Source organism: Finegoldia magna ATCC 53516 (assembly GCF_000159695.1).
Taxonomy (GTDB): domain Bacteria; phylum Bacillota; class Clostridia; order Tissierellales; family Peptoniphilaceae; genus Finegoldia; species Finegoldia magna_F.
The window spans coordinates 1,294,782-1,307,002 of sequence record NZ_CM000955.1; the positions used below are offsets into that span (position 1 = coordinate 1,294,782).

At 33.9% G+C, this 12,221-nt stretch carries 13 protein-coding genes; 12 read left to right on the forward strand and 1 reads right to left on the reverse strand.

All coding sequences use genetic code 11. The features are described from left to right. The first annotated feature begins 16 nt into the window (after positions 1–16). The 12 genes from prfB (at position 17) to HMPREF0391_RS06110 (ending at position 10,976) form a co-directional block, all read left to right on the forward strand. Positions 17–1,112 (forward strand): peptide chain release factor 2 gene (gene prfB, locus HMPREF0391_RS06055; protein WP_196218486.1). Its coding sequence is split into 2 segments (ribosomal slippage): positions 17–88 and positions 90–1,112, totalling 1,095 coding nucleotides; the frame shifts between segments, so codons are not numbered across the junction. 53 nt (positions 1,113–1,165) lie between these two features. Next, positions 1,166–2,284, forward strand: coding sequence for a HipA domain-containing protein (locus tag HMPREF0391_RS06060; RefSeq protein WP_002836073.1), 1,119 nt, complete (start codon positions 1,166–1,168; stop codon positions 2,282–2,284). Between the two features lie 64 nt (positions 2,285–2,348). Beyond that, positions 2,349–3,740, forward strand: coding sequence for a beta-Ala-His dipeptidase (gene pepD / locus HMPREF0391_RS06065; protein ID WP_002836075.1), 1,392 nt, complete (start codon positions 2,349–2,351; stop codon positions 3,738–3,740). Positions 3,741–3,754: 14 nt separating this feature from the next. Then, the gene (locus tag HMPREF0391_RS06070) at positions 3,755–4,078 is read left to right on the forward strand and encodes a DUF1292 domain-containing protein (RefSeq protein WP_002836077.1); all 324 of its coding nucleotides are present in this window, start codon (positions 3,755–3,757) and stop codon (positions 4,076–4,078) included. Then, a complete protein-coding gene (locus tag HMPREF0391_RS06075) occupies positions 4,068–4,904 on the forward strand; it encodes a Cof-type HAD-IIB family hydrolase (RefSeq protein ID WP_002836078.1) in 837 nt (278 codons plus the stop codon). Before HMPREF0391_RS06070 ends, HMPREF0391_RS06075 begins: the two co-directional genes overlap by 11 nt. Beyond that, positions 4,897–5,337, forward strand: coding sequence for a peroxiredoxin (locus HMPREF0391_RS06080; RefSeq protein ID WP_002836080.1), 441 nt, complete (start codon positions 4,897–4,899; stop codon positions 5,335–5,337). The genes HMPREF0391_RS06075 and HMPREF0391_RS06080 overlap by 8 nt, the downstream gene beginning before the upstream one ends. Next, complete coding sequence (locus HMPREF0391_RS06085) at positions 5,330–6,265, forward strand: TIGR01212 family radical SAM protein (protein ID WP_002836081.1); 936 nt, start codon at positions 5,330–5,332, stop codon at positions 6,263–6,265. The genes HMPREF0391_RS06080 and HMPREF0391_RS06085 overlap by 8 nt, the downstream gene beginning before the upstream one ends. Positions 6,266–6,309: 44 nt before the next feature. Further along, on the forward strand, positions 6,310–6,732 hold the full coding sequence (locus HMPREF0391_RS06090) for an ATP-binding protein (protein ID WP_035109434.1): 423 nt from the start codon (positions 6,310–6,312) through the stop codon (positions 6,730–6,732). A gap of 72 nt (positions 6,733–6,804) precedes the next feature. Continuing rightward, positions 6,805–7,287 (forward strand): site-2 protease family protein, encoded by a 483-nt coding sequence (locus HMPREF0391_RS06095; protein ID WP_035109436.1) that lies wholly within the window; start codon positions 6,805–6,807, stop codon positions 7,285–7,287. A gap of 1,033 nt (positions 7,288–8,320) precedes the next feature. Further along, the gene (locus HMPREF0391_RS06100) at positions 8,321–9,391 is read left to right on the forward strand and encodes a DUF5633 domain-containing protein (protein WP_002836087.1); all 1,071 of its coding nucleotides are present in this window, start codon (positions 8,321–8,323) and stop codon (positions 9,389–9,391) included. A 569-nt stretch (positions 9,392–9,960) separates the two neighbouring features. Continuing rightward, on the forward strand, positions 9,961–10,434 hold the full coding sequence (locus HMPREF0391_RS06105; protein ID WP_002836088.1) for a site-2 protease family protein: 474 nt from the start codon (positions 9,961–9,963) through the stop codon (positions 10,432–10,434). Positions 10,435–10,469: 35 nt separating this feature from the next. Next, positions 10,470–10,976, forward strand: coding sequence for a M50 family metallopeptidase (locus tag HMPREF0391_RS06110; RefSeq protein ID WP_002836090.1), 507 nt, complete (start codon positions 10,470–10,472; stop codon positions 10,974–10,976). A 66-nt stretch (positions 10,977–11,042) separates the two neighbouring features. Here HMPREF0391_RS06110 and HMPREF0391_RS06115 read toward each other — a convergent pair whose 3' ends face one another. Beyond that, positions 11,043–12,191 (reverse strand): MFS transporter, encoded by a 1,149-nt coding sequence (locus tag HMPREF0391_RS06115; RefSeq protein ID WP_002836092.1) that lies wholly within the window; start codon positions 12,189–12,191, stop codon positions 11,043–11,045. Between the last annotated feature and the right edge of the window lie 30 nt (positions 12,192–12,221).

Here is a 12,221-nt window from a genome sequence, read left to right on the forward strand (position 1 = left end):
CAATTGGAGGATAAAAATGGACGTATTTTTAATTAACGAAAAAATAGAAAATTTATCTCAAAATCTAAAAGAAATAAAGGAGTCTCTTTGACTTAGACAATTTAAGAAAAAAATTAGATGAATTGCAACAAGAAACATTGAAACAGGGCTTTTGGGATGACAGCGACAAAGCACAAGCAATCTTCGACGAATTGAATTCCATAAAAGCTGATGTCGAAAACTACGATGAAATCGAAGAAAAAATCGAAGAAGTCAAGATGATGCTCGAAATCAGCAAGGAAGACAACACAGAAGAATACGAAAAAGAAATCTCCAAGACACTCAAAAGTTTGGAAGAAAAAGTCGACGAATTCAAAATCAAAACGCTCTTGGTGGGAGAATACGACAAGAATAATGCGATTATGTCCATTCACGCAGGTGCAGGTGGGACTGAAGCACAAGATTGGGCGGAAATGTTACTGAGAATGTACACGAGGTGGATTGCGGACAAGAAATATTCCTATAAAATCACCGACTACAACCAAGATACAGAAGGTGGCATCAAATCCGTATCGTTAATCGTACAAGGAATTAACGCTTATGGATTTTTGAAAAGCGAAAAAGGAGTCCACAGACTTGTCAGGATTTCTCCGTTTGACCAACAAAAACGTCGCCACACATCATTCGCATCAGTGGACGTCTTCCCAGAAATCAAAGACAGTCACAACATCCAAATAGACGACAAAGATTTGAAAGTGGACACTTACAGAGCATCAGGTGCCGGTGGACAACACGTCAACATGACAGACTCTGCAGTTAGAATCACACACATTCCAACAGGAGTCACAGTCCAATGTCAAACAGAAAGATCACAAATCGCCAACAGAAAATACGCCATGGATATGCTTATCGCCAAGCTCATCATGATAAAAGAAGAAGAAAAGCGTGAAAAAATCGAAGACATCCAAGGAAAATACAACCAAATAGCGTGGGGCTCCCAAATCAGATCCTACGTCTTCCAACCATACACATTGGTAAAAGATCACAGAACAAACTTTGAAAGTTCACAAGTGCAAGATGTGCTTGATGGTGATTTGGATAAATTCATAAATGCGTATTTGAGCCACAATTAAATTTACAATAAAATAACACAAATATAGTACAATATAGAAAAGGAGGGGATAGAATGGAATATGTAATCTACAATAAAAACACGCTGGTGTTTTCGTTTGAAATGATTCACAACAAAATCATAAAAATCATAGAAATATATAATCCAAAATACAGACCGGTGCAAGTTAAATACAACAACAAGAAAAATATAATCGAAAAAAGTAGCTTCGAGCATTTTCTAAAAGGTAGAAGAATTCCAGATACCAGACAGGACAAGGACATTATTTTGAAAAACATTCAAGGCAAATCGCTTTACGAACTTAGCTTGGCGTATTACGGACTATCTCTTTCCGATCAATATTGGATAAAAGAAAAAAACGACAGCGTAGAATGGAAAGACATCAACTTTTTCCAAAATGATTTCTCACAAGATATGGGGCTTTTTATGTTTGGCAAATCCGACAGTTCTTTTTCATTAAAAACTCCGAACAACACATCAGATGGTTGGCTTAAAAAAGCATGGATGCTAAATGAAGGTAAGAGAATTCTCGTTAAAGGCTCATCAAAACCATTTTATCAAGAAGCTTTCAACGAAAAAATAGCGTATGAAATCTCAAAAATTCTTGGAATTAATCATATAAAATACGAGATTAAAAAAATCGGAGATAAATATTGTTCGGTGTGTGAGAATTTCATCGATGAAAATACGGAGCTTGTCCCAGTTAATGCGATTGTTCAAAATGTTCAAAAACCTAATCATATTTCAATGTATGATTTCGTGGTAGAAGAATTACAAAAACTTGGGATATCTGATGCAAAAGCCAAAATCGATGACATGCTATTTCTTGATTATATAATTTTCAACGAAGACAGACATTTTAATAATTTTGGATTCATAAGAGATGTTGAAACGCTTGAAGTTAGAGGAATGGCTCCGATTTATGATTCGGGAACAAGCTTATTCTACAACACGCTTGATACTGCGATAAATTCTTACAATCCTGATGTGAAGCCGTTCTACACTGACAGAAAAAAACAGTTTGAATTAATCAAAGAAAAAATCGACAAAAAAATTGATGCGAATAAAATTTACGAAATAATCGTAGACGTACTTTCAGAAAGTGAGTATCTCGAAGAATTTGCACCTGATAGGAAAAAAATCATCGCAGACAGAGTAGCAAAATCTATATAATTAATGCATAAAATTTGTGGTTTTTGATTTCATATTGGGTATATAAGTCTTGAGGTGTAATTAAATGAAAAATATAGTATTAGAAAATTTTAGAGAATTGTCGAATGTTCCTCGTTGTTCATTTGACCAAAAAAGAATTAACGAATACTTAGTAAATAAAGCAAAACAACTAGGGCTTGACTACGATGTTGACGATGAATTAAACATCGTAATCAGAAAGCCTGCAACAGAAGATAAAAAAGGTCATCCAGGAGTTATTTTGCAAGGTCACATGGACATGGTTTGCGAAAAAGAAGATGACAGCGATCACGATTTTACAAAAGATCCTATCGAGTTCATCGAAAAGGATGGCAAGTTAACTGCCAACAAAACAACACTTGGAGCTGACAATGGAATAGCAATCGCAATGGGATTTGCTATTTTGCAAGATGAAAACTTGTCACATCCTGATTTGGAATTGATGATTACGACAAACGAAGAAGTTGGACTTATCGGTGCGAATGCCGTAAGCGAAGATTTCTTAAAAGGCAAATACCTAATCAACGTTGACAGCGAAGAAGAAGGAATCATGACTTGTGGTTGCGCTGGTGGAAACACTTTGAATTCTGAATTTGCAATCAAACGCGAAGATTTTGGAAAATATTTCTACAGGATAGCAATCAATGGTTTCAGAGGTGGTCACAGTGGTCAAGATATCAACAAAAATCACCTTAATGCGATTGAATCTACAGTTAAAATCCTAAAAGAATTATCGACACGTCACAATTTGAGAATTGTATCATTAAATGGTGGTACAAAACACAACGCAATCCCAAGAAATTGTGAACTTATAATTGCAAGTGAAGATGAAATCAAAGACGAAGAACTAAACGTTGATGGTTTCAAACAAGTCGAAAAAAAGATGGAATTTAAGTTTGAACAAGTAGATGAAAAAACTCCAATGGACGAACAATCTACTGAACACATCTTGAATTTCCTAACAACAATTCCAAACGGAGTTGTGGACATGGTAAAAGGAAACGCCGATTTGGTGGAAACTTCTCTTAACCAATCAATCGCAACAACAGAAGATGACAAATTCGTGTTTATGGTATCAATCAGATCCTCAGTTTTGGATAAGATAAAAGAAGTTGAAGATTTGATTACAAATACAACAAAATCAAACAATGGAATAGTTAAATCTGAAGGATTCTACGAACCTTGGGAATACCGTGAAGATAGCGAACTAAGAGACAAATGTTTGAAAGTTTATAAGGAAGTCACAGGAAAAGATATGCAAGTGAATGTTATTCACGCAGGTCTTGAATGTGCAGTATTTTCAAAGAAATATCCGGACATGGACATGATTTCCATCGGCCCAGATATGACGGGAGTTCACACACCAAAAGAAACTTTGGATTTGGAATCTACAGCTAGGGTGTACGAATTCTTGAAGAAATTGGTAGAATCATTATAAAATGGAGGATAAAAATGAGTGACGAAAGAAATTTAGAAAACGAAGAATTAAACGAAGAAATGTATGATGAAGAAGAGTTAGATACAATCGTATTAACATTAGAAGATGGCGGAGAAATCGAATGCGGAATCCTTGGAGTATTCGAAGTTGAAGGCTACGACAGTGATTACATCGCACTTGTATCTGAAGATGACAACGAAATTATGATTTACAAATACGAAGAAATCAACGAAGAAGAAGCTAACTTAGATGTTATCGAAGACGATGCTGAATACGAAAAAGCAAAAGAAACATTTGAATCTCTTTTCGTGGATTTTGAAGGAGAAGATGAAGAATAATTTTAAGGCTGTTATGATTGATCTGGACGGAACTCTTCTGACAGACGATAAAAAAATTACTGATTTCAGTAATCAAGTTTTACAAAAACTTTATGACAACGGCATAAAGATTATTATTGCGACAGGAAGAGGTCTATCCAGAGCTAAGCAATTAACCGAAAAATTAGATTTTGACAAAATAATCCTTGCAAATAATGGAGCTATTATTTACAGTAGCTCCAATATTGCAACGGATGAGGATTTGAAGTTGGAATCCAATGTGGTGGATGAGCTTAGCACTCTATCAGAGGAGTATGGGATAAGACCGTATTTTTTTGTGGAAAATAAATGCGCACTTCTCATCCAAGATGAAGAAGATAAGAAGAATTTTGAGGATAGCGTGGGAGATATTGGTGAGATAATGACGGTGTCTGAGAGGAATTTGCCGATAGATGACTGCGTGAGCATGATTATGATAGCAAGAAAAGACCGTATTTACGATATTGTTGATCATATCAGAACTAACCCGAACGTGACATATCACATTCACACGAAGTATTTTTCCAAAAACATTAGAATGCTCGAAGTGCAAAACGTTAACACGGACAAATACAAAAGGGCAATTCATGTGCTTAAACATTTTGGAATAACAAGTGATGAAGTGGTTGCTATTGGCGATGCGCACAACGATTTGGAAATGGTTGTGAACAGTGGACTTGGAGTTGCGATGAAAAACTCCGATGATATTTTGAAACAAAACGCAGACATCATAACACAATACACAAACGAACAAGACGGACTGGCGAAATTTTTAGAAGAACTATTTGAGTTGAGGGATTATGAATAATTTAAAAGAATTTTTGAATGAAGAATATTATGACAAATACAAGGGCAAAAACTTGGTAGTATACATTTATCCAAAAGATAACACAAGTGGATGTACAATAGAAGCGGACGGATTTTCCGAAATTTACGACGAATTTCAAAAGATTAATACAGAAGTTGTGGGAATTAGCAAGGACACAGAAAAGACACACGAAAATTTCAGAAAAAAACAAGGACTAAAACAAGAATTGATATCCGACCCAGAAAGAATATTCTTGAACAATTTTGGTTGCGTGTACAAGGGCAAAATGTTCGGCAAAGAAGTTACCAAAACAGAAAGAAGCACGTTTGTATTTGACAAGGATATGAACTTGGTCAAAGAATTCAGAAAAGTAAAACCAGACGAAAATCCACAAGAAGTCTTGGATTTCGTACGAGACAACCTAAATGACTGATAGATATAATATTTACAGCAAATATCTAAAAGAACATTACGGAGAAAAAGTCTACAAACTTCCAATAAAACTGGATTTGACTTGTCCCAACAGAGATGGAAGGTTGGGGCATGGTGGTTGCATTTATTGTCACGAAGAAGGTGGAAGCTTCGAAAACAAAGAAAAACACCTTTCAATTCGTGAGCAATTGGAAAAAGACAAACAAACCATCGAAAACAAATACAACGCCCACAAATTCATATCGTATTTTCAAAATTACTCCAACACATACATGCCGCTTGAATTGTTCAGACAATACGTCAACGAAGCAGTTGTAGAAAATGTCGTTGCAGTCAGCGTATCCACAAGACCGGATTGCATAGCACGTGAGCATTTGGAAATATTGAAACAACTTCAAGACGAAAAAAACGTCGACATCATCATAGAGCTTGGACTTCAAACATCCAACAACAAAACTTTGAAGATAATCAACAGACAACACACAGTCGCGGATTTCATTCGTGCTTGTTTGATGATAAAAGAATACGGATTTAGAATTTGCACACACGTAATACTTGCACTTCCATGGGATGACATGGACGATGTCAGAGAAACAGCGAAGCTTTTATCGGTACTCGAAATCGACGAATGCAAAATCCATTCCCTATACATTCCAAAACACACAATACTTGCGAAGTGGTATGAAGAAGGAAAAGTTAAACTCAAATCACTGGACGATTATGTGAATGAAGTTTGCGAATTTTTGAAATATTTGGATAAGGATATCCTGATTCAACGCCTAGTCGGCAGAATGCCCGAAGAAGATTCTGTGTTTTGCAACTGGAATACAAGTCACTGGAAGATTCAAGATATGATAATCGAAAAAATGGAACGAGAAAATATTTTCCAAGGTGATAATTTTGATAAAAGAATGGGTATAATAATATAAAGTAAATTAAACTTTTTAAAATGGTTTAAGAAAGGATGATAATAATGGTTAAATTTGTAGTAGGTCCTAAAGGCAGCGGAAAAACAAAATGGTTGATTGACAAGGCCAACGACGAAAAACAAAACAAAAACGGTAACATAATATTTATAGACTCTGATGACAAGCACATATTCTCACTTGATCACTCAGTAAGACTTATAGATGCATCGACATTCCACATCTCAAGTCCAGAAAGTTTGTATGGATTTTTGGCAGGAATAATGTCACAAGATTTCGACATCGAAACAATTTACGTAGACGGAATTTACTCAATCGTTGAAATGACAGAACAACAATTAGAAGAATTCCTAGAAAACTTGGAAGTTTTATCAAAAGAAGCTAACGTTAACTTCTTCATAGGAATGAACAAAGAAAAAACAAGCTTACCAGCAAAATACCACGAAGAAACAGTGGAATTGCACGCATAATTTAAAAAGTTTAGAATAGATCTCTATATTCTGTAGAGGTCTATTTTTGTAAAATATTCAATGGAGTGTAAAATGATATTGGAATTAATCATTAAATATTTAATAATTATTTTGCTTATTTTTTGTCATGAAATGGGACATATTCTTATGTGTGTTATTTTCTTTAATTGCAAAGAGTGGAAAGTACAGCTGGGATTTGGAAAAGTTTTATTTGAAACGAGGAGATTTATTGTTAAACCTCTCATTATTTGTGGTAAAATATTGCCAAACATAGATCCAGAATACTATATGAATAAAAGTAAATTAGAGAAAACAATGATTCCTCTAGGTGGACCGTTATTTAATATTCTAGTGTTGCTATTAGCTTTGCCGATAGCTTTAAATAATGGAGCTGCTATTGAGGGATATTCTGAACTTTTTATAAATTGTTTCAAATTTTTCTATAAGTGTAATGCTGGGATGCTTTTTTGGACATTGTTGCCGATATACTACAAAAAAGGGGAACCTAGTGACGGTAGAAGAATTCTAAATATAATTAGAAATCAATATAATTAAAGTAATCCTTGTCTGAGTAAGGCAAGGATTTTTATATAAGTTGTGATGACAGAACAACAATTAGAAGAATTCTTAGAAAACTGATTTGCACGAACACTGAGACAAGGAAATTTATCGCAACACAAAAAATACGGAATAAAAGTCGTAACACGCAAAATCTCACTTACGAAAATTGGTGCAATAGAGCAGACTGTTTAGGTTTATGGGAAATCAGAAAACTGATTTGCACGAATATCTGCTTACGAAAATAAAAAAATCCTCACGCTTGTGCCCCTAAAATCTCAAGTGCGTCTGCGACTGGCACGAGTGAGATTTTTGACGGGTCACTTCGCTTGGATTTTTGGTTATTTTCTCCAGACGATATTCTTAGCAAATGCAGTAATCTGATTGTTTCACTGATATGCAAAAAAGTTTGTCGCTTCACAAAGATACGGAATAAAAGTCGTAACGCGCATCGTCTGGCTTACGCAAATTGAATGCCGATATTGTTTCAGACCTAGATAAATCAGAAAACTTATTTGCACGAATATCTGACTTACGAAAATAAAAAAATCCTCACGCTCATGCCCCTAAAATCTCAAGTGCGCCTTTGGCTTTCACGAGTGAGATTTTTGACGGGTCACTTCGCTTGGATTTTTAGTTATTTTCTCCAGACGATATTCTTAGCAAAAGCAGTAATCTGATTGTTTCACTGAAAAAGGGAGTGGAAAAAACGGAAAAATTGTTGAAATATTAAGGATATATTGTATTACCTAAAATCATATAGTATAATAAAAATATCAATATAAATAGTTATATGCAAAACTACTTTTGACAAATCAAAATTTGTATACATAATAACAAAAAATTCAAATTTTTTGTGCAGAAAACGAGGAGTATTTCGGTAGGAATATTTCTGTTGAAGCTAATACGAGTAGATAGTGTAAATGGAATGGCAAGAAATTGCTTGGAAACGGATTTGAAATGTATTTGAAAAGCTGAAGGGAGGCGACAAATTCCACCCGTTGAGGGAAGTTTCCATTGTCATATTAATATGAAATTTAATAAGAAATTATTGGTAGCAGCGCTTGCGGGAACTTTAGTTCTTGGCAGTGGAGTTAGCGCTTATGCTACAGCGGACAATACAAATAATGCAAAAATGCTACAAGAAAAAGTTTCGGTTGAAGTTTTAAATGAAATATTGAATAATGTTGATAAAATTATAGAAAAATTAGAAAAAGATCCTGAATTATTAAAATTAGAAAAAGATCCTGAATTAAAGAAGCTTGGAAAAATTTCCGAAGTAGAAAAATTAAAGATAGAATTAAAAAAGGAAAGAGCAGTTTTTGATATACCAACAGGTTTAAACACTGAATATGCAATAGGAATGTTGAGACGTTTTGATGAAGCAATTGAAAAGATCAAACAATTAAAGCCTCAATCTGATTTTGATACTAAGGAAAAAGCAGAAGAAGCAGCCAAGAAAGATTTGGACACAGAATTAGTGAAGAATGCATTTGACGTGGAAGAAAAAGATGGAAAATGGCACTACACATTAAAATTCAAAAAAATCGAACCAGAAAAATCAACAAATTCAGATAAAAAAGAAAAAACAGAAGAAAAGACTGCCGATGAAAAGAAAAAAGCAGAAAATGAAAAGAAAATCGATGGATTGAAAAATTCAGCAGAAAAACAAAAAGAAGAAGAAGCAAAGAAGAAAGCTGAAGAAGAAGCAAAAAAAGCCGAAGAAGAAAAGAAAAGGGCAGAAGAAGAAGCTAAAAAGGCCGAAGAAGAAAAGAAAAAGGCTGAAGAAGAAGCAAAGAAAAAAGCCGAAGAAGAAAAGAAGGCTGAAGAGGAAAAGAAATCTGAAGAAATGAAAGCTGAAGCTAAGAAAAAAGCCGAAGAATTCAAGAAAAATGCAGAAAAGAAGAAAGTAACTCTTGCTAGAAAATCGGAAAAAGTAAACACAACTACTTCGGACAACAAAGTTAGTAAACCAGTAACAACTACTACAGATAAGAAAAAACTACCAAAAGCTGGTATTGAAACAGAAGTATTAACACTAGCAACAGCATCATTGGCAAGTGTTGTGGGTGCATTCTTATCACTTAAAAAACGTAAATAAAACTAAGATTTAAGAATAGTAAAATGGGGTCTTGTGATCCCATTTTTTATTTGGAAATTAGAACATTGCCACGACTCTTTCGGCTCAAGAAAAATCAGAAAACTGTTTTGCACGAATATCTGACTTACGAAAATAAAAAAATCCTCACGCTTGTGCCCCTAAAATCTCAAGTGCGTCTGCGACTGGCACGAGTGAGATTTTTGACGGGTCACTTCGCTTGGATTTTTAGTTATTTTCTCCAGACGATATTCTTAGCAAAAGCAGTAATCTGATTTGTTTCACCGACAAGTAAAATAAGTTTTTCGCAGTACATAGATATGGAATAAAAGTCGCACCACGCATCGTCTGGCTTACGGAAATTTTCTCCAGATGACTCGCTTAGTTACGATCTTTTATTTGAGTGCTAATTTTTTCTTAGCAAATGCAGTAATCTGATTTTTTTCAATGACAAGCAAAAGACACCATGCACCATCTACTCCCAAAATGCATATTTTTTCACAAAATACTTGACAAAAAATAGTGTGGGGAGGTAGAATGAAATCGTAATCATAAATACTCAGGAGGAGACGATGATGATTGAGTTAATCATTAAATACTTGATAATAATTGTACTGGTTTTTTGTCATGAAATGGGACATATTTTAATGTGTATTATTTTCTTTAAATGTAAAGATTGGAAAATAGATATGGGACTTGGTAAGGTTTTATTTGAAACTAAAAGACTTATTATAAGACCTATAATTGTTGTTGGTAAAATACTCCCACAGTTAGATGGAGAATATTATAATAGCAAGAGCAAATTACAAAAAATAATGATTCCATTAGGTGGACCATTATTTAATTTAATAGTACTGATTATTACAATTCCATTATTAATAAGTGAAGGGAAAATGATAGCTGGATATTCACATCTTTTTCAAGAATCAATAAAGTTTTTGTTGCGATTTAATATGGCACAACTTTTCTGGACTTTGTTGCCAATTTATTATAAAAGAGATGTTCCTAGCGACGGAAGAAGAATAATTGAAATAATTAAGAACTAATTTATGATTGTATAATTTACATAATCGAGGTTAAAATGTTTAATACACTAATGATAGTCGTAATATCTTATTTTGTTTATCAAATTTCTCAACTCTTACATGAGATGGGACATGCTATTGCTTATCGCTTAGCTTATCAATCAAAGAAATGGAGAATTGAAATCGGAAGAGGCAAACAAATATTGAAAACCAAAAGGTTTAAAATACATTTAATTCCCGCCGATGGAGCATGCTACTTAGATGATGATTATGAAGATTGGTATTACAAGAAAAATTTGATCGTGTTTTTGGCGGGACCACTTGTTAACATTATTTTATTTGTAAGTATGATTCCATTTATCTATGATATCAATCATTCAACTGATGTGAGTAGTTTTTACCGTAACATCGTATTTATCACATTTTATATTAATTTCTGGAAGGCTTTGATTAGTTTGTTACCAAAAGAATATGAAAATATGAAAGTAAATCAAACTGACGGATTGAAACTTCTTAATATTATAAAAGCGATGAAAAACTCACGAAAATCAAACAACAACTAACTAAAAATCCCTTGCCATCTGACAAGGGATTATTATAATTTATATCATACTTACTAAACTCACAAATCACGATACAGACTTTACGGTATTATCATTTCTAAGCATAATTGCACTCAACAATAGTGATGCGGCTATAAACACGAAGATATATTTGTAATTGAAAGATGAAATATACGAGTTTGCCAACAAGAATACGACTTCGAAGACATCAGCGAAGAAGCTAAATGCTGATAGCATGGTTGCTCTGTGATTTTTGAAGCCTATTGTGTCTATATAATTGTTTTGGATTTTTTCAATAAATATTCCCAGAACTGATAAAACTGTTGGAAGTATAATCATTAACAACACTACAGGTTTTCCAGATATCACACATAATCCAGCAAAGAACAATGATGCAATAACTGAAAATAATCGAACTTTGTTCCATGCTTTTTGTTCTCCTAGATATTTTATGATAAATGTTTGTGAGAGTTGAAGTCCCGAGTAAGCTAGGATGAGTGGCGACACTATGTTTTCCGAATATCCATTGTCAATTATAACTTTTACATAGAAGAAGTTGATCAACAAAAATGACAAATTAAACAACGACACGATTAACACGATTACTCTAAAAGTTTTATCGTGTACCAATAGCTTCAATGTTTTTGACAAATTAAAATGTTCCTCATTATCACTTGAGTTGTCAGTATCTGGAATAAGGATAGAAATCACAGTTGCGATTACATTTGCAATTATGGTTACCCAAATCAAAGCGTTAATGTTCCATCTTGAATTAATAAAAGGAAATATTACGGTTGATACGATAAAAGCGATCGTTCCCCAATTATAGAACTTCGAAATATTATTACTGTAATTATCGTCGCCGAAAAGCTTGTATATATAGGCGCTTATTGTTCCGGAATTCAATGCAAAAGCAATTCCTTCAAGCAAGGCTTCCACCGCAAAAAGCATAAAATTATTGGATACCAGTAAAATTATCCTTGCAGTTAGCATAGTAAACTGTGCGAGAACTATTGACTTTTTTAGCCCGATTTTATCGGTCAACACACCCAATGGAAATTCACAAATCATGCAAGTAACAGATAGTATCGCTTGTAACACAAAAAACTGCGACAAGCTAATTCCTCTATTCGTCCTAACCAACAACGCAACAGGCGCATAAAATATTAAATTGGAAAATAAATTCATTGCGTATATTTTTCTTGAAATTTTCATACATACATTATAACCCTTTTTCAATAAAAT

Excerpts from the sequence above, each read along its gene's own strand:
- HMPREF0391_RS06075 (WP_002836078.1), top strand. The coding sequence starts at position 4,068 with ATGAAGAATAATTTTAAGGCTGTTATGATTGATCTGGACGGAACTCTT.
- HMPREF0391_RS06070 (WP_002836077.1), top strand. The coding sequence starts at position 3,755 with ATGAGTGACGAAAGAAATTTAGAAAACGAAGAATTAAACGAAGAAATG.
- HMPREF0391_RS06110 (WP_002836090.1), top strand. The coding sequence starts at position 10,470 with ATGTTTAATACACTAATGATAGTCGTAATATCTTATTTTGTTTATCAA.
- HMPREF0391_RS06060 (WP_002836073.1), top strand. The coding sequence starts at position 1,166 with ATGGAATATGTAATCTACAATAAAAACACGCTGGTGTTTTCGTTTGAA.
- HMPREF0391_RS06090 (WP_035109434.1), top strand. The coding sequence starts at position 6,310 with ATGGTTAAATTTGTAGTAGGTCCTAAAGGCAGCGGAAAAACAAAATGG.
- pepD (WP_002836075.1), top strand. The coding sequence starts at position 2,349 with ATGAAAAATATAGTATTAGAAAATTTTAGAGAATTGTCGAATGTTCCT.
- HMPREF0391_RS06085 (WP_002836081.1), top strand. The coding sequence starts at position 5,330 with ATGACTGATAGATATAATATTTACAGCAAATATCTAAAAGAACATTAC.
- HMPREF0391_RS06100 (WP_002836087.1), top strand. The coding sequence starts at position 8,321 with ATGAAATTTAATAAGAAATTATTGGTAGCAGCGCTTGCGGGAACTTTA.
- HMPREF0391_RS06080 (WP_002836080.1), top strand. The coding sequence starts at position 4,897 with ATGAATAATTTAAAAGAATTTTTGAATGAAGAATATTATGACAAATAC.
- HMPREF0391_RS06105 (WP_002836088.1), top strand. The coding sequence starts at position 9,961 with ATGATGATTGAGTTAATCATTAAATACTTGATAATAATTGTACTGGTT.
- HMPREF0391_RS06095 (WP_035109436.1), top strand. The coding sequence starts at position 6,805 with ATGATATTGGAATTAATCATTAAATATTTAATAATTATTTTGCTTATT.
- HMPREF0391_RS06115 (WP_002836092.1), bottom strand. The coding sequence starts at position 12,191 with ATGAAAATTTCAAGAAAAATATACGCAATGAATTTATTTTCCAATTTA.